This is a genomic window from Variovorax sp. FW305-3-2-15-B-LB1 (genome assembly GCF_058787635.1).
This window is the reverse complement of sequence record NZ_JBYSZY010000010.1, coordinates 82,134-97,065: the sequence shown is the minus strand read 5'-3', so window position 1 is coordinate 97,065 and position 14,932 is coordinate 82,134. Positions and strand designations below refer to the sequence as shown.

Annotated in this window: 18 protein-coding genes; 8 read left to right on the top strand and 10 right to left on the bottom strand. The window is 67.2% G+C overall.

Going from position 1 to position 14,932, the window contains the following annotated elements; genetic code table 11:
* Nucleotides 1-27 precede the first annotated feature (27 nt).
* The 3 genes from flgL to AC3WQR_RS09000 all read left to right on the top strand — a co-directional run bounded on the left by flgL (nucleotide 28) and on the right by AC3WQR_RS09000 (nucleotide 3,267).
* Nucleotides 28-1,239, top strand: coding sequence for a flagellar hook-associated protein FlgL (gene flgL, locus AC3WQR_RS09010; protein WP_492741793.1), 1,212 nt, complete (start codon nucleotides 28-30; stop codon nucleotides 1,237-1,239).
* A gap of 146 nt (nucleotides 1,240-1,385) precedes the next feature.
* Nucleotides 1,386-2,024, top strand: a complete 639-nt coding sequence (locus tag AC3WQR_RS09005; protein WP_492741792.1) for a pentapeptide repeat-containing protein — start codon at nucleotides 1,386-1,388, stop codon at nucleotides 2,022-2,024.
* Between the two features lie 184 nt (nucleotides 2,025-2,208).
* Nucleotides 2,209-3,267 carry a hypothetical protein gene (locus AC3WQR_RS09000; protein WP_492741791.1) on the top strand — a complete coding sequence of 353 codons (1,059 nt, stop codon included), beginning with the start codon at nucleotides 2,209-2,211 and terminating at the stop codon, nucleotides 3,265-3,267.
* A gap of 23 nt (nucleotides 3,268-3,290) precedes the next feature.
* On the opposite strand, the gene kdsA is transcribed toward AC3WQR_RS09000, so the two are convergent.
* Nucleotides 3,291-4,142: a 3-deoxy-8-phosphooctulonate synthase gene (gene kdsA, locus AC3WQR_RS08995; protein WP_492741790.1), complete on the bottom strand. Its 852-nt coding sequence runs from the start codon at nucleotides 4,140-4,142 to the stop codon at nucleotides 3,291-3,293.
* Between kdsA and AC3WQR_RS08990 the strand changes: the two genes are divergently transcribed.
* Both AC3WQR_RS08990 and AC3WQR_RS08985 read left to right on the top strand, forming a co-directional pair.
* Entirely contained in the window at nucleotides 4,096-4,782 is a 687-nt protein-coding gene (locus AC3WQR_RS08990) for a GNAT family N-acetyltransferase (protein WP_492741789.1), read from the top strand. The genes kdsA and AC3WQR_RS08990 overlap by 47 nt on opposite strands.
* 65 nt (nucleotides 4,783-4,847) lie before the next feature.
* Nucleotides 4,848-5,450, top strand: coding sequence for an SMI1/KNR4 family protein (locus AC3WQR_RS08985; RefSeq protein WP_492741788.1), 603 nt, complete (start codon nucleotides 4,848-4,850; stop codon nucleotides 5,448-5,450).
* Between the two features lie 10 nt (nucleotides 5,451-5,460).
* Here the strand turns inward: AC3WQR_RS08985 and AC3WQR_RS08980 are convergent, their stop codons facing one another.
* A complete protein-coding gene (locus AC3WQR_RS08980) occupies nucleotides 5,461-6,318 on the bottom strand; it encodes a LysR family transcriptional regulator (RefSeq protein ID WP_492741787.1) in 858 nt (285 codons plus the stop codon).
* Nucleotides 6,319-6,400: 82 nt separating this feature from the next.
* On the opposite strand from AC3WQR_RS08980, the gene AC3WQR_RS08975 reads away from it, so the two are divergent.
* Nucleotides 6,401-6,778 carry a tautomerase family protein gene (locus AC3WQR_RS08975; RefSeq protein WP_492741786.1) on the top strand — a complete coding sequence of 126 codons (378 nt, stop codon included), beginning with the start codon at nucleotides 6,401-6,403 and terminating at the stop codon, nucleotides 6,776-6,778.
* Nucleotides 6,779-6,938: 160 nt separating this feature from the next.
* Here the strand turns inward: AC3WQR_RS08975 and AC3WQR_RS08970 are convergent, their stop codons facing one another.
* Nucleotides 6,939-8,123: an alpha/beta fold hydrolase gene (locus tag AC3WQR_RS08970; RefSeq protein ID WP_492741785.1), complete on the bottom strand. Its 1,185-nt coding sequence runs from the start codon at nucleotides 8,121-8,123 to the stop codon at nucleotides 6,939-6,941.
* A gap of 238 nt (nucleotides 8,124-8,361) precedes the next feature.
* On the opposite strand from AC3WQR_RS08970, the gene AC3WQR_RS08965 reads away from it, so the two are divergent.
* Both AC3WQR_RS08965 and AC3WQR_RS08960 read left to right on the top strand, forming a co-directional pair.
* Entirely contained in the window at nucleotides 8,362-9,417 is a 1,056-nt protein-coding gene (locus AC3WQR_RS08965; RefSeq protein ID WP_492741784.1) for a sensor histidine kinase, read from the top strand.
* Nucleotides 9,414-10,208, top strand: a complete 795-nt coding sequence (locus AC3WQR_RS08960; RefSeq protein WP_492741783.1) for a LytR/AlgR family response regulator transcription factor — start codon at nucleotides 9,414-9,416, stop codon at nucleotides 10,206-10,208. The genes AC3WQR_RS08965 and AC3WQR_RS08960 overlap by 4 nt, the downstream gene beginning before the upstream one ends.
* Before the next feature lie 40 nt (nucleotides 10,209-10,248).
* Here AC3WQR_RS08960 and AC3WQR_RS08955 read toward each other — a convergent pair whose 3' ends face one another.
* The 7 genes from AC3WQR_RS08955 to fliM are packed head-to-tail and all read right to left on the bottom strand — an operon-like array spanning nucleotide 10,249 to nucleotide 14,904.
* Complete coding sequence (locus AC3WQR_RS08955; RefSeq protein WP_492741782.1) at nucleotides 10,249-11,130, bottom strand: hypothetical protein; 882 nt, start codon at nucleotides 11,128-11,130, stop codon at nucleotides 10,249-10,251.
* Nucleotides 11,131-11,187: 57 nt separating this feature from the next.
* The gene (gene fliR / locus AC3WQR_RS08950) at nucleotides 11,188-11,985 is read right to left on the bottom strand and encodes a flagellar biosynthetic protein FliR (RefSeq protein ID WP_070061550.1); all 798 of its coding nucleotides are present in this window, start codon (nucleotides 11,983-11,985) and stop codon (nucleotides 11,188-11,190) included.
* Nucleotides 11,982-12,251, bottom strand: a complete 270-nt coding sequence (gene fliQ / locus AC3WQR_RS08945) for a flagellar biosynthesis protein FliQ (protein ID WP_062469313.1) — start codon at nucleotides 12,249-12,251, stop codon at nucleotides 11,982-11,984. The genes fliR and fliQ overlap by 4 nt, the downstream gene beginning before the upstream one ends.
* Entirely contained in the window at nucleotides 12,248-13,006 is a 759-nt protein-coding gene (gene fliP, locus AC3WQR_RS08940) for a flagellar type III secretion system pore protein FliP (RefSeq protein WP_492741781.1), read from the bottom strand. The genes fliQ and fliP overlap by 4 nt, the downstream gene beginning before the upstream one ends.
* Nucleotides 13,003-13,485: a flagellar biosynthetic protein FliO gene (gene fliO / locus AC3WQR_RS08935; protein ID WP_492741780.1), complete on the bottom strand. Its 483-nt coding sequence runs from the start codon at nucleotides 13,483-13,485 to the stop codon at nucleotides 13,003-13,005. Before fliO ends, fliP begins: the two co-directional genes overlap by 4 nt.
* Entirely contained in the window at nucleotides 13,482-13,910 is a 429-nt protein-coding gene (gene fliN, locus AC3WQR_RS08930; protein WP_492741779.1) for a flagellar motor switch protein FliN, read from the bottom strand. The genes fliO and fliN overlap by 4 nt, the downstream gene beginning before the upstream one ends.
* On the bottom strand, nucleotides 13,903-14,904 hold the full coding sequence (fliM, locus tag AC3WQR_RS08925; protein WP_062469328.1) for a flagellar motor switch protein FliM: 1,002 nt from the start codon (nucleotides 14,902-14,904) through the stop codon (nucleotides 13,903-13,905). The genes fliN and fliM overlap by 8 nt, the downstream gene beginning before the upstream one ends.
* Nucleotides 14,905-14,932 lie beyond the last annotated feature (28 nt).

Here is a 14,932-nt window from a genome sequence, read left to right as displayed (position 1 = left end):
ACCTCCGCACAGATTCCAGGACCCGCGATGCGCATCAGCACCCAATCCTTCTACGAACAGAGCCTGCAGTCGATGGGCCTGCAGCAGCAGAAGCTGTTCAAGGTCCAGCAGCAGCTGGCGACCAACTCCAAGTTCCTGTCGGCCGGCGACGACCCGGTGGGCGCGGCGCGCGCGCTCGGCGTGAGCCAGACGCTGGCGGAGGGCGCCCAGTTCGCCACCAGCCGCCAACGCGCGGCGCTGGCGCTGTCGACCGAAGAGAACGCGCTCGACTCGGTGACGTCGATCCTGCAGCACGTGAAGACGCTGGTCGTGCAAGCCGGCGGCGGCGGCCTGTCGGACGCCGACCGCGCTTCGCTCGCCACGGCCATCCAGAGCAGCCTGGAGCAGCTCGTGGGTGTGGCCAACAGCGACAACGGCAGCGGCCAGTACCTGTTCGCCGGCTACAAGAGCGGCAGCCCGCCCTTCGTGATGGCTGCCGGCGGCGGCGTGCAGTACGTGGGCGACCAGGGCGAGCGGCTGATGCAGATCGACGTGGCGCGCCAGATGTCGACCTCGGACGACGGCCGCAGCATCTTCCAGTCGGTGCAGGGCGGTGCGGGCTATGTGACCTCGGGCTCACCCGCCAACACCGGCTCGGGCGTGTTCGGCGCGGTGAGCATCACCGACGCCACCGCACCGAACTACGGCAAGGACTTCACGATCCGCTTCACCGGCACCGACTACACGGTGATGACCAAGGACACGCCGCCCGTGGTGGCCGCGAGCGGCCCGTTCACCGCCGGCACCCCGATCTCGTTCGGCGGCGTGCAGATCGCCATCAGCGGCACGCCGGCCAACGGCGACAGCTTCGACGTGTCGACCGCACAGAACGCCGGCACCGACATCTTCGCGGCCCTGGGCGAGCTGGTGACAGCGCTGCGCGCACCGCTCAACGGCGGCGGCGCGGCGGCCCAGGCGCAGCTGCGCAACGCCTTGAGCACCGCCAACGTGAAGGTCACGAACGCGCACGACAACGTGCTCACCGTGCTGTCGTCGGTGGGCTCGCGCCAGGTCGAGCTGCAGGCGCTCGACAGTGCCGGTGCGATGAACAAGCTGCAGGAAGAAAGCTACCTGTCGTCGATCGAGGACCTCGATCCGTACACGGCGATTTCCGAGTTCTACCAGCGGCAGTCGTCGCTGCAGGCAACGCAGATGACGTTTGCCAAGCTGAACAGCATTTCGCTTTTCAACTACCTGTGAGGGTGGGTGGCCAGCGGCTGCGTGCCGGCCACTGGAGGGGGAAGCCGATCGTCGCGATGGACGCGGGCAGAATGCGTCGACTGGCTGCCGCCGGTCGTCCGCCTGGCAGCCGCGCACCACCCCCACCTTCCTCGGAGAATCGATCCATGGCCGAACGTGCATATGGGGCACCGGCACCTGCGACCCGGACCACGCTGGCTGGAGAGCGCTGGTACGGGAAAGACATCGACCGGCAAACCTACACCGCCGTCCTGTTCAGCGATCTCGACCTCACGGAGGCCAGGAACACCGGCTCGGTGTTCACCGACTGCACGTTCCGGAGCGCGCGCTTCAATGCGTCGGTCCACACGGAGGCGGCTTTCGTCAATTGCACGTTTGTCGCCTGCAAGTTCTTCGACGCCAGCTTCATCGATTGCAAGTTCATCGGCAGCATGTTCGATGGCTGCATGTTCGATGGCTGCATGTTCGAGGTGATGAAGGCGGTCGGCGGCGACTGGTCGTTTGCCGGCCTTCCGGGTGCCGACTTGCGCAAGGCGTCGTTCAACGGCACACGGATGCGCGAGGTCGACCTCACGGGCGCACGGTGCGACGGCGGCGTGCTTCGCGATGTCGATCTGTCGGGGGCCTGGCTGCACAGCGCCAACCTCTCGCGCTGCGACCTGCGCGGCAGTGACCTGAGCGCACTCGAACCGCAGCACGTGCAGCTCCAAGGCGCAGTCATCACCGCCGTGCAAGCCTTGACCATCGCCGAGGCGCTGGGAATGGACGTCAGGCCGGAGGAATAGAAGCGAGACATCGCGGGTGCGATGAACACGAGGCAGGAAGCACGCTGCCTGCCGTTGGCGTGGGATTGCTTCTCCACCTGCGTTTTGCGAGGCGGGCCACCGGTTCCCGTGGCCTCCCACAAAAGCGGTATTTCGTTTGCGAATCGTCGGGCTAGATTCAGGCGCCATCCTGGAGGAGAAAAGCATGCCGATCGTTCGCACCCTGGCCCTGAGCGTCTTCCTGCTGGGCACGGCCTTGCCCGCCCTGGCCGCGAACGACGGCACCGACAGCCATTGCGTCGTCGGCAAGGACAGCACGCTTTTCAACCAGTGCAACTACAGCGTCGACGTCGGCTTCTGCGTCGAGAACCCGCGGCAGACCAAGCACTTCTTCGACAGCTCCGAGGCCTTCCAGTGCCCCAACGGCGGACTCAGCACATTGGGCCCTGGCAAGAAGGAGGGCAACCTCCTGCACGGCACCGTGCACTGGTGGGCCTGCGCGACCAAGCACCGGGGCACGGGCCGCTGGCGGTACGTGGAGGGGCGAGGCTACCGGGGGTACTGCTTCTCCGAGAAGGAAGCGAAGGCCGGAAACCCGGCACCTTCCCAGCGAACGCGCGCCTCCTCGGAAGAATGCAAGGCGCTGCAGCAACGCGCCACGCAGGCCTCGGGTCCTAGTGCGGACCGGGTCCACAACTACACGATGATCGAGTACCTCGATCGCAGCTGCGGCAACCTGACGCCCGAAGATCGCGCGGCCACGCGCAAGGTCTATCAGCAGGAATACGTGCGGCTCGTCTCCGAATGCAGGCATTCGGGCGCGAGGAACTGTGACTCGGCCGCCATGCCGAACGAGGCCGCGGCGCCGGAACGCCCGACGGTTCAGGCGGGCAGCGCTTCCGCGGCGAGAGCATCCTCGCGCAGCGAACCCTCCGTGGACATGCTGATGTCGCGCTGCTCGGACGCCCTGCGGACCGCCATCGACACCTTCTATCAATCGGAGGTGGAGGCCGACCGCTACTACCGCCGCACGCACACAGGGTCTCGCGAGCGGGTGCAGGGCTGGATGACGGAAAAAGCCAGGGTCGAATACGCCGCAGGCGCGCTGGCCGTCCCGCCCCAGTCGCTGGCCGAGTACCACGCCGGAGCGTTGCAGGAGGCGGCGAGCCGGACCCGGCCGATGGGCAATGGCCTGCACGATCCCCATCGCGAACAGGCGCTGCTGCGGGCCTGCTACATGAAGGCCCGCCTCGACAGCCGCTAGAGGCCCCTGCGGGAGCGTCCTGTTCAGGCGCGGATGTGAAGGGGCGCGAACGACTTCACCAGGTCGTCCAACGTCTTCAGCTGCGTGAGGAAAGGCTCCAGCTGGTCCAGCGGCAGGGCGCTGGGACCGTCGCACTTGGCCTGCGCCGGGTCGGGGTGCGCTTCGAGAAAGAGGCCCGCCAGGCCCACCGCCAGGCCCGCACGCGCCAGCTCGGCCACCTGCTCGCGCCGCCCGCCGGAGGCGATGGCGTTGGCCTCGCGTTGCTGGAGCGAATGCGTCACGTCGAAGATGACCGGCAGGTCCCCGGTGACCTTCTTCATGGTGCCGAAGCCGAGCATGTCCACCACCAGGTTGTCGTAGCCGAAGCAGGTGCCGCGGTCGCACAGGATGACGGAAGAATTCCCCGCCTCCTTGAGCTTCTCGACGATGTTGAGCACCTGCGTCGGGCTCAGGAACTGGGGCTTCTTGACGTTGATGACCTTGCCGGTTTGGGCCAGCGCGACGACCAGGTCGGTCTGGCGCGCGAGAAACGCGGGCAGCTGCAGAACGTCCACCACTTCGGCGACGGGTTTCGCCTGCCAGGGCTCGTGCACGTCGGTGATGACCGGCACGCCGAACGCCGCCTTGACGGCCTCGAAGATCTTCAGGCCTTCTTCCAGGCCAGGGCCCCGGTAGGAATGGATGGACGAGCGATTGGCCTTGTCGAAGCTCGCCTTGAAGACATAGGGAATGCCGAGCTTCTGCGTGACCCGCACGTACTCTTCCGCGGCACGCAGGGCCATGTCTTTCGACTCGAGGACGTTCACGCCGCCGAACAGGACAAAGCCCTTGCTGTTGCTGACGTGGATGGCGGGGGTGATGGCGACGGTGGTCAAGGCGAGCTCCTCTGAAGTGTCTGTTGCCCGCATTCTCGCGGTTCGGCTTCTGGCCCAGAATGGCCCCCTGGCCACGCAAGCGACGTTGAACCCGAACCCCGCCATGCAACCTCAGCTCCGAACCTCCCGTCTCGTCCTGCGCCCGTTCGATCCTGACGACGCCGATGACGTGCAACGCATCGCAGGCGATGTGCGCGTCGCCGAGCCGACCGCGCACGTGCCCCACCCGTATCCGGATGGCGTGGCCAGCGAATGGATCGCCTCGCACGCTCCCGCGTTCCGCGCGGGAACCGACGTCATCTATGCCGTGACCAGCGCCGACACGGGCGAGCTGTTGGGCGCGGTGCAGCTGGCCCACATGTCCGCACTGCATCGCCGCGCCGAGCTGGGCTACTGGGTCGCCTTTGCGCATTGGTCGAGCGGCATCTGCTCCGAAGCGGTCGGCGCCGCGATCCGCTACGCACACAGCGAGCTCGGCATCAGCCGCATCGTCTGCAGCTGCCTGCCGCGCAACATCGGCTCCGAGCGCGTCATGCAGAAGGCCGGGTTCCTCCCGGAGGGGCGCCTGGTGAAGCACGTGAACCACCGGGGCGTCTTCGAGGACATGCTGATCTACGGCCTGAACCTGCCTGGCCGATAGGGGCGGTGCACGAAAGCGACGCGGGGCCGGTGTGCCGTGATCCGCGTTAGGCTGCAGCGAACGCCATGAAAGTACTTTTCCCCAATCCCTTCGGCCGCGCACCGGCCTGCGCACAAGCGGTCGACGCGCTGCAGCGCCGCCTCGGTTTCTCCGACGCCTACGCCACCTTCCTGCGAACCCAGAACGGCTTCTCGCTGTACGAGATGGAGCAGGCCGGCGACATCGCTGCCTATGTGCAGCCAGACGGCACGGCGAGCAGCGCGTCGCATGCCAACTTCCGCGTGCTCAACAGCTTCGGCGCCTCGGACCCCCACTGCGACTTGGAGACGCTGCAGGCCGAGAGCCTGCTGGCCGACTGGTTCCTGGACATCGGCAGCGACCCTGCGGGCAACCCGTTCGTGGAGGTGCTGCACGGCCGGCACAAGGGCAGGATCGCCAGCCTCGACCACGACCTCTTTGCAGGTAAGCTGGACACGCAGGAATTTCTGGCCGACATGGAACTGGCCCACCTCCCATCGCTCGGCCTGGACGCGCAGGCCGATGCGCTGTGCGACGAGGCGCAGGGCCTGGTGTGGTTCCACGCCAGCGGCATGCAATCCTTCCTGGACCATTGCATCCACTGCGACGACGATTTCTGGGGCTTCGTGGTGGACGAACGCGCGCCCTGACGCGGTCGGCTCAGTTTCTCGCCACGCTCCTGAACGCCGCAGACAGGGCGTCCACGGCCTCGTGCGCCCGAGCCTCCCGGACCCTGGAGTGCAGCAGGACCGGCAGGCGCGGCAGGTCGGGCAGACCCAGCTTCGGCCCCACGTCGACGCAGCCCAGGGGCAGCATGCGCGGCGCCAACGCAGCGACCCCCAGTCCGGCCACCACCGCCGCCGCCACGGCCGCGACGCCGCCCCCCACGAACACCTCGGTCCACGGGATGCCGGCCGTGTCCAGAAGCTGCTCCGCCAGCGCGCGCACGCCGCAGGGCTGCGCCATCGTGGCCAGCGGCAGGGGCTCGCCCACGCGATGCTGCCAGCCTGCGGCAGCGAACCAGCCGAAGCGCTCCTGCGTCAGAAGCTTCCCGTCCGTGCGTCCGGCATGCAACCGGACGATGACCGTGTCGAGTTCGCGTCGGTCGTAGCTCTGGAGCAGATCGCCCGACGAGCCGATCCGGATATCGATCAGCAGCTGCGCGTCTTGCGCGTTCATGCGGGCGATCAGCGCGGGCAACTCCGGGCCTGCCACGTGGTCGCTGATGCCGATGGTCAGTCGCTGGCGGGCGCTGGCAAAGGCGGCCAGCGTGCGATCGTGGACCGCCAGGAGTTCCCGGGCATGTCCCAGGAAGGCGGCACCGCGCGCCGACAGTTCCACGTGCCGCGGTGTGCGTTCCAGGAGCCGGCAGCCCAGCCTGTCTTCCAGGCGTTTCAGTTTCAGGCTGATTCCTGCCTGCGTGGTCTGCATGACTTCCGCGGCGCGCGTGAAGCTGCCCAGCTCGGTGATGCGAACGAAGGCCTGAACGGCATCGAGATCCAGCGGGCGATCAGTCATGACAAAAGATTGTTATTGAGATAAGTATCAATAGCAAATCTGAATACATAACATCCGCTGTTCCAAGATGACCGGAGTAGCGATGCCCACCATTCACATCTCGATGCGCGCGGGAAAGCCCGAGGCCTACCGGCAGGCGATCTTCGACAGCCTCTATCGCGCCCTGCGCGACACGTTGAACGTGCCGCAAGACGACCAGTTCATGACGATCACCGAGCACGAGGCCGCCAACTTCCGATATGGAGGCGCCTTTGGCGTCGCGCGCAGCGACGATCTCCTGTACATCGAGATCACCGTTTTCAACACGCGCACCGCGCAGCAGAAGAAGGCGCTGTTCCAGCGCATCGCGCAGCTGCTGGCCGAGAGTCCGGGGATACGGCCGGAGGACGTGTTCGTGACCCTTGCCGATGCACCCAGGGAGAACTGGTCCGTCGGGCATGGGCTGGCGCAATTTGCCTGAGGAATGGCTCCTTCAGCCTCCAAAAGAAAGCCTGCATCCATCGCGCGATTCCAGAAAACTGGTGGACGGAATTTGAAAGAAGCCGGCGTCCTCTTCCCGACCGAACGCCCCCCGACAACGCCGCAGACCCAAGGTCCTGGTTCGGCCACTCACCGCCTGCCTACTTCGCCAGGAGCGACGCAATCGCCGGCCCGGCCAGGCCGATGGTGGCACCCAGTGCATCGGCGTGGCCATTGGGACTGTTCATCTCGACATACTCTGCCGGCGTGCCCTGCGCCTTGAGGATCTCCACGGCTCGTTTGGACAGGAGCGGCGGAAAGATCTGGTCCGAGCTGATGCCCACGAACAGCGACCTGGCCTTGATGCGTTCTGGTTTGGCGCTGGGCAACTGCAAGGCCTTCAGCGTGTACAGCCAGCTGTTGGCGTCCATGCCCTTGGCACGCGCTTCGCCGATCTTCTCGAGGGTGGCATCGACCGCAAACTGGTTTGCAGCCGCTTCGCCGGGGTTCTTGCCCGGGTCGGCCCACTTCTGACCGAAAGCCTTGTCGGCCCAGGCGAAGCTGAGTGCGTCGAGCGTGACCAGCCGCATGGCCTGCGTCATGCCGGCCAGCGGCTCGGCCTTGCCGTGGTAGTCGCCGTGGGCCCAGTTCGGGTCCAGCCGCACGGCCGCGCCCCACGAGCTCATCTTGGCGATGGCGTAGGCCGGGCTGTCGACGCCAGGACCCACGATGGACACCAGGCGTTGCACGCGCTCCGGGTAGGCCGAGGCCCATTCCACCGACATCCAGGCGCCGGCCGACGCGCCGGCCACGGCGTAGAGGGTTCGAATGCCCAACGCATCGAGCAGGGCCTTCTGCACTTCCACCGTGTCCCGCGCCGCCAGCACCGGGAAGCGCGGGCCATACGGCTGGCCGGTGGCGGCGTCGATGCTGGCGGGGCCGGTGCTGACGACGGTGGCCGATGCGCGATTGGGGTTGGCCAACGCGTCGGTCGCGATGACGAAGAACCGATCGGTGTCGATCGGCAGGCCGGCGCCGATGATCGTGTCCCAGTAACCCGGCGCGGCGTCGCTCGCCGCATACCGGCCGGCGGCGTGCGAGGTGCCGGTGATGAAGTGATTGATGAGGATCACGTTGTCTCGCGCCGCATTCAGACGGCCATAGGTTTCATAGCCGATGCGCACGCCCTTGATGACCTGGCCGTTCACGGTCGTGTAGGTGGGCAGGTTGAACACCTGCTTTTCCACGATGCCGTCGAAGGCCTGTGCGTTCGTCGTGACGAGGGCCGCGCAGACGGCGGCCGCAGTGCAAAGCAGCGTGTGCGAAAGAGAAGAAGATCGTTGCATGGGGACTCCCGGGTGGTGAGGTCCGCACTGTCGGCGGCCGCAGCCAGGCGCGCATCCGGTTTGGCGCCCAAACGTCCAACCGAGGGTGCCAACGGTCGTGAGACGGTATCGAGCGGTCGCCGTTCGGTCCCCTCAAACGACGGCTCGAGGACAAACTCGCCCCCACCGGCTCTGGATCGGTGGCGGCATGGCGTGCCAACCTCTAAAGTGGCGCGATGCATGCAGCCGACGGCCACCCGTGATCCGCGTTGATTCACCCATTCCCGCCCGCTGGCTGGGCGCCGCGCGGCTGACGGCCAGTTCGTTCCTGCTGTGCGCGATCGCGGCCGGGCTGCTCTTCTGGGCCGCTCCTGCACTCGAAACGCCGGCGCGCCTGTTTGTCTTCGTCGAATGTGTCGGCATGGTGTTCATCGCGTGCGTCGCGGTGCTGGGCCGCTTTGGACGACTGCGGCGAATGCAGGCGCTGCCCCGTTGGCTTCTGACCGGCGCGATCGCCATCCCGACGGGGTACTTCGGCGGTCACCTGGTCGCGCTCCTGATATTGGGCGAACCGATCGGCCGCGTCGTGGGTCACGGCAGCGACTACATGGTGGCGTTCGCATTCGGCCTGGTGCTGGCCATGTTCGTCCTCTACGTCGCTGCGACGCGTGACCAGCTTGCCAAGGAGGCGGTCGCCCGATCCGACGCCCAGCGCCTGGCTACCGAATCGGAACTGCGGCTGCTGCGCGCGCAACTCGAGCCCCACATGCTGTTCAACACGCTGGCGACTCTGCGCTCGCTCGTCGACGAGGACCCCCGACAGGCCGAGCGCATGATCGACCAGCTGATCGTCTACCTGCGCAGCACGCATGCCGCGTCACGCGACGAGGTGACGACGCTGCAGTCGGAGTTCGCCCAGCTGAGGTCGTACCTCGACATCATGTCCTTGCGCATGGGGCCCAGGCTGGCCTATCGGCTCGACCTGCCCGCCGAGCTGGAACGGATCGCCATCCCGCCGATGCTGTTGCAGCCGCTGGTCGAGAACGCCATCAGGCACGGCCTGGAGCCGAAGTTGGGCGCAGGTGGCGTCGAAGTGCTGGCACGTTCGATCGAGGGCGGCATCGAGGTCGCGGTAGACGATTCCGGTCTGGGCTTGTCGCCGCACCTGCCCGCTTCGGGTAGCGACGAGGTCTGCGGGGCCGGACTGAAAAATGTGCGTGACCGCCTCCAGGCCCTCTATGGCTTGCGTGCGTCCCTGTCTCTGCAGGCCCGATCGCCGTGCGGCGTTCGCGCGGTCGTGAGGATTCCATCGTGAGCGCGTGGCGCGGCGTGATTGCCGAAGATGAACCGGTGCTGTCGAGAACGCTGCAGCGGCTGTTGCACGAAGCCTGGCCCGAGCTGGAGATCGTGGGCGTCGCCGACGATGGCCTGAAGGCGATCGAACTGGCCCAGACCCTGGCGCCCGATGTGATGTTCCTGGACATCAAGATGCCGGGCAAGACCGGCCTGGAAGTCGCCGAGGCCGTCGCTGACGAGTGGCCCGACGACCAGGCCGAACCGCTCTTCGTCTTCATCACCGCGTACGACAACTTCGCGATCTCGGCGTTCGAGCATGCGGCGATGGACTACATGCTCAAGCCGGCGACGCTCGAACGCCTGCAGGTCTGCGTGCAACGCCTGAAGCAAAGGTTGCACGAGCGCGCGCGGACACCGGCGGCCGGTGGCATGGCGGCCCTGATGGAGCGCGTTCAGTCGATCACCGATCCGGCGGACGCGCCCGAAAAGATCAAGGTCATCCGCGCCGGCGTCGGCAACACCGTGCGGATGATTCCGGTCTCGGAGGTGATCTGCCTGGAAGCCGCCGAGAAGTACGTCAATGTCGTCACGGCCCAGGGCGAGGCGCTGGTGCGCATGAGCCTGCGCGATCTGGTGTCGCGGATCGACGCCACCGACTTCACGCAGGTGCATCGCGGCGTGCTCGTCAACACCCACTGCGTCGTGAGCGCCACCCGCGACGAGAACGGGCGCTACAGCCTGTCGGTGCGGGGCCTGGCGCGACCGCTCAAGGTCAGCCGGGCGTTCGGGCACCTGTTTCGCGCGATGTAGAGGCAGCGAGCTCGTGGACGGCCCGGGGCCACGGCCGCGCTCATCGTCTCGGGGTGCGCAGCCTCGCAATGCCGAAGCCCAAGGCCACGGCGACGCACAAGAATGCCAGCACGGCCAGCCAGGTGGATTGGGTGAAGTAATAGGCGCCCAAGGCCGCACCCGCCGCCACGAAGGCGCCCAGCCATTCCAGGGCGGGGTCGAGCCAGCTCTTGGCAGCGTGCGCCTTGGGTTCCGCGAACGCGCGATCGTGTTCGTCGATCTGCTGTGTTGTTGTCGGCGGTCTGCGGGCCTTCCGTTGTCGCGGGTCGGGGAAGTGCTCTCGCAACGCCGGCGTGGGCCAGGCGCCATCGCTGGATGATGCGAGGCCGCTCAATGTCCAGACCGGGTCCGCATCGTGTCTCGCAAGATCCGACATCAGGCTTTCGAGCGCCTTGCCGTCGTGGAGACCGTCGATGTCCCCAAGATCGGCGCGCAGCCATGGCTCGGCGTCGGCCGCATCTGGCAGGCCAGAGGTGCGCAGCAGGAGGTAGTCCCCGAAGTGCTGCGCAATCAGTGCTTCAAAGGACGCGTAGATCGGGCGGTAGCGTTCTCCGACGGCGCCGAGGATCGCTTCACGCCGTGTCGCCAGCCGCGCAACCGCTGCGGCCTTGTCAATGACGAGGTAGGGGTAAGTCGCGTCGGCGCCGAAATCCTCGATGCATTCCTCGCGGTCGACGGCCGAGGCTTCGTCGTCGATGTCGTATTCGTCGATGAAGCGCGCGTACCGGATGTCGCTGGTGCTGAAGAGTGCCCGCCAGAACAGCGGGAAGAACGCGTTGGCCTCCAGCTCGGCGCCGTCGCCGAAGAAGCTGCGCCATTCGTTGCGGCTGCCTTCCGGCATCCGGGGCAGGGAGGAGCTGGACAGATAAATGGGGTGTGACATGCGCGATCTTCCGTGTTGCGGCCGGAATCATCTTAGTGGGAGTGGCGCGTCATCCCCTCAGCGCCGCAACCCCTGCGTGAACCGCAGCATGTTCGAGAGCGACTCCGCAAACCGCGGCTCCAGGAACGCCGCCAGGTGCGGCATCAGCAGCTGCAGCATCACCAGCCCCGCCAGCAGCGTGAGCGGAAAGCCCACTGCGAAGATGCTGAACTGCGGCGAGGCGCGGTTCAGGATGCCCATGGCGAGGTTGAGCGTGAGCAGCGCGGTGATCAGCGGCAGCGCCAGCAGCAGGCCGCTCGCGAAGATGTCGCCGGCCGCGAGCACCAGGAACATCCAGCCGCCGGCCGCCAGCGGCGCATCGGCGATGGGCAGCGTGTGAAAGCTCGCGGCCAGCGCCTCCAGCATGAGCAGGTGGCCGTCCAGCGCCATGAAGATCAGCATCGCCAGCATGTTCAGCAACCGCGACACCACCATCGTGCTGCCGTGGCTCATGGGGTCGAAGAAGGACGCGAACGACAGGCCCATCTGCAGGCCGATGTACTCGCCCGCGGCCAGCACGGCCGTGAAGATGAGGCGCATCGAGAAGCCCATGGCGGCGCCGATCAGCACCTGCTGCACGATGATCCAGAGGCCGCCCGCCGACACCACGGGCACCGCCGGCAGCGGCCCGAGCGTGGGCGAGATCACCAACGTGAGCACGGCGGCGATGCCCACCTTCACCTGGCGCGTCGCCCAGGGCTCGCCGAACACCGGCGCCGTGGAGACCATGGCCAGCATGCGCACGAAGGGCCAGAGAAAGGCCACCAGCCAGGCCTCGAGCTGGCCCGAGGTGACGGAGAAAACCGAGGGCGTCACGCCAGCATCTGCGGGATGCTGGCGAACAGGGCGCGCATGTAGTCGAGCATGCGGTCGAGCATCCACGGCCCGGCGATGACCAGCGTCGCGAACACCGCGAGCAGCTTGGGAATGAAGGACAGCGTGGCCTCGTTGATCTGCGTGGCCGCCTGGAAGATGCTGACCACCAGGCCGATCACCAGCGCCACCAGCAGCAGCGGCGCACCCAGCAGCAGCGAGATTTCCATGGCCCGGTGGCCCATGGTCATGACGGATTCGGGCGTCATAAGTAGAAGCTCTGAGAGAGCGCACCGATCAGCAGCTGCCAGCCGTCGGCCAGCACGAACAGCATCAGCTTGAAGGGCAGCGCGATGGACGCGGGCGGCACCATCATCATGCCCATCGACATCAGCACGCTCGCCACCACGAGGTCGATGATGAGAAAGGGAATGAAGATGGTGAAGCCGATCTGGAACGCCGTCTTCAGCTCACTGATCACGAAGGCCGGCAGCAGGATGCGCAGCGGCACGTCTTCGGGCCCCTGCATCTCGGGCGCCTTGGCGAGCCGCGCGAACAGCGCCAGGTCGGTCTCGCGCGTCTGCTTGAGCATGAAGGTCTTGAAGGGTGCGATGCCGCGCTCCAGCGCTTTTTCGGCGCTGAGCTTGCTTTCCGAGAAGGGCACGTAGGCCTCGGTGTAGGCCTTGTCGAACACCGGCGACATCACGAAGAAGGTGAGGAACAGCGACAACCCCACCAGGATCTGGTTGGGCGGCGAGGTCTGCGTGCCGATGGCGGTGCGCAGCAGGCCCAGCACGATGAGGATGCGCGTGAAGCTGGTCATCGACAGCAGCAGCGCGGGCAGGAAGGTGAGCGAGGTGAGCAGCACCAGCGTCTGCACGCTCAGCGACCAGGTCTGGCTGCCGCCGGGGCCCGGCGTGCTCGTGAGGCCGGGCAGCCCCTGCGTCCACGCGGCGGTGGGCAGCGTGGCGGCGAGCAGCAGCAAGGCGGTGCGCAGGCCGCGGTGCAGGGCGGGGCGTGTCATGGCGTGGAGCGTGCCTTGCCCGCGAGCGAATCGCGCAGCTTCTGGGCGAACAGGCCCACCGGGTTCTGTGGCGACAGGGGTGTGACTGCCGCAGGCGTGGCCTGCGCCGGCAGCGTGTGCAGTGTGCGGACCTGGCTGCTGGTGACGCCCAGCACCAGCCACTGGCCGGCCACGTCCACCACGACCACGCGCTCGCGCGGGCCGACCATGGCGGTGGACACCACCTTCACCACCTGGCCGCCGCCCAGCCGCTGCAGGCCGAAGCGCCGCGCCAGCCACGCGCACAGGAAGATCAGGCCGACGACTGCCGCCATGCCGAAGCCCGCCTGCAGCAAGCCCGCGCCGCCGACCGCAGCGGGAGGCGCGGCTTCGCGCACCGGCGCGGGCACGGTGGGCAAGGCCGCATGCGCCGCATGAAAGCCCAATGCGAGCAGCGCGGTGCTCCGCGCAAGCAGCGAAGACACCCGCGCCAGGTTCATGCGCGCGCGAGCTTCTGCATGCGCTCGGAGGGCGTGACGATGTCGGTCAGGCGGATGCCGTACTTCTCGTTCACCACCACCACCTCGCCCTGCGCAATGAGGTAGCCGTTGATCAGCACGTCCAGCGGCTGGCCGGCCAGGCCGTCGAGCTCGACCACCGAGCCCTGCGACAGCTGCAGCAGGTTCTTGATGGTGATGCGCGTGCGGCCGATCTCGGCGGTGAGCTGCACGGGCACGTCGAGCACGCGCGCGATGTCCACGGGCGTGGCGGCCGATGCAGCCGGTGCATCCTGGATCTGCTGGAAGACCTGCGCCGTTGCGGGGGCCACGGCCGGGTCGGGCGCGGGCGCACTGGCCGCGGTCTGCTCGGCCAGTGCGCTGGCCCAGTCGTCCGCGTCGCTGGCGGCAGAGGTGTTGTCAGTCATGGTCGTTCTTCGAATCGCTGTCTTGGTGGGAGATCATGTGTTGCACGCGCAGGGCGTAGCGCTCGTTGGAGGTGCCGTAGCCGCAGGCCATCACGGGCACGCCGCCGACCTTGGCGACCACCGTCGCCGGCAGCTCGATGGGAATCACGTCGCCCACGCGCAGCTTCATCACCTCGCCCAGCGTCGAGGGCATGGTCACGAAGTCGGCGGTGAGCTCGACGTCGGCGGCCTGCATCTGGCGCGACATCTGCGTGACCCAGCGCTTGTCGACCTCGACCTCGTCCTGGATCGGGTTGGACAGCAGGTCGCGGATCGGCTCGATCATCGAGTAGGGCAGGCACACATGCAGGAAGCCGCCGATGGGGCCGAACTCGATCTGCAGCGTGGTGTTGATCACCACCTCGTTGGGCGCCACGATGTTGGCGAGCTTGCCGTGCATCTCGGCGCGCACGTAGTCGAAGGCCAGCGGAAACACCGGCTGCCACGCATCGCCGTAGCACTGCAGCGACAGGTCGAGCAGGCGCTTGATGATGCGCTGCTCGGTGCGCGTGAAGTCGCGCCCTTCCACGCGCACGTGGTAGCGCCCGTCGCTGCCGAACAGGTTGTCCACCACGAGGAACACCAGCTTCGGGTCGAACACGAAGAGGGCGGTGCCGCGCAGCGGCTTCATGTGGACCATGTTGATGTTCGCGGGCACCGGCAGATGCCGCACGAACTCGCCGAACTGCTGGATCTGCACCGGCCCGACCGAGATGTCGGGGCTGCGGCGCATGAAGTTCAGCAGCGCGCTGCGCAGGCCGCGCGCAAAGCGGTCGTTGATGACCTCCAGCGTGTGCATGCGGTTGCGCACCACGCGGTCGGGCGCGCCGAGGTCGTAGGCCGGCAGGCCGTCGGGCGGCGGCGCGGGTGCGGCGGCCTGGTCGAGGTCGCCGCCGGTGACGCCCTGCAGCAGCGCATCGACCTCGTCCTGGGAGAGCACCTGTTCATACGCCATGGATCGCGGGTCCGCAAACGGGCATCGT

Bases quoted from the DNA above. Each gene is read 5' to 3' on its own strand.
- flgL (WP_492741793.1), top strand. From the start codon at position 28: ATGCGCATCAGCACCCAATCCTTCTACGAACAGAGCCTGCAGTCGATG.
- AC3WQR_RS09005 (WP_492741792.1), top strand. From the start codon at position 1,386: ATGGCCGAACGTGCATATGGGGCACCGGCACCTGCGACCCGGACCACG.
- AC3WQR_RS09000 (WP_492741791.1), top strand. From the start codon at position 2,209: ATGCCGATCGTTCGCACCCTGGCCCTGAGCGTCTTCCTGCTGGGCACG.
- AC3WQR_RS08985 (WP_492741788.1), top strand. From the start codon at position 4,848: ATGAAAGTACTTTTCCCCAATCCCTTCGGCCGCGCACCGGCCTGCGCA.
- AC3WQR_RS08980 (WP_492741787.1), bottom strand. From the start codon at position 6,318: ATGACTGATCGCCCGCTGGATCTCGATGCCGTTCAGGCCTTCGTTCGC.
- AC3WQR_RS08975 (WP_492741786.1), top strand. From the start codon at position 6,401: ATGCCCACCATTCACATCTCGATGCGCGCGGGAAAGCCCGAGGCCTAC.
- AC3WQR_RS08970 (WP_492741785.1), bottom strand. From the start codon at position 8,123: ATGCAACGATCTTCTTCTCTTTCGCACACGCTGCTTTGCACTGCGGCC.
- AC3WQR_RS08955 (WP_492741782.1), bottom strand. From the start codon at position 11,130: ATGTCACACCCCATTTATCTGTCCAGCTCCTCCCTGCCCCGGATGCCG.
- fliQ (WP_062469313.1), bottom strand. From the start codon at position 12,251: ATGACGCCCGAATCCGTCATGACCATGGGCCACCGGGCCATGGAAATC.
- fliP (WP_492741781.1), bottom strand. From the start codon at position 13,006: ATGACACGCCCCGCCCTGCACCGCGGCCTGCGCACCGCCTTGCTGCTG.
- fliO (WP_492741780.1), bottom strand. From the start codon at position 13,485: ATGAACCTGGCGCGGGTGTCTTCGCTGCTTGCGCGGAGCACCGCGCTG.
- fliN (WP_492741779.1), bottom strand. From the start codon at position 13,910: ATGACTGACAACACCTCTGCCGCCAGCGACGCGGACGACTGGGCCAGC.
- fliM (WP_062469328.1), bottom strand. From the start codon at position 14,904: ATGGCGTATGAACAGGTGCTCTCCCAGGACGAGGTCGATGCGCTGCTG.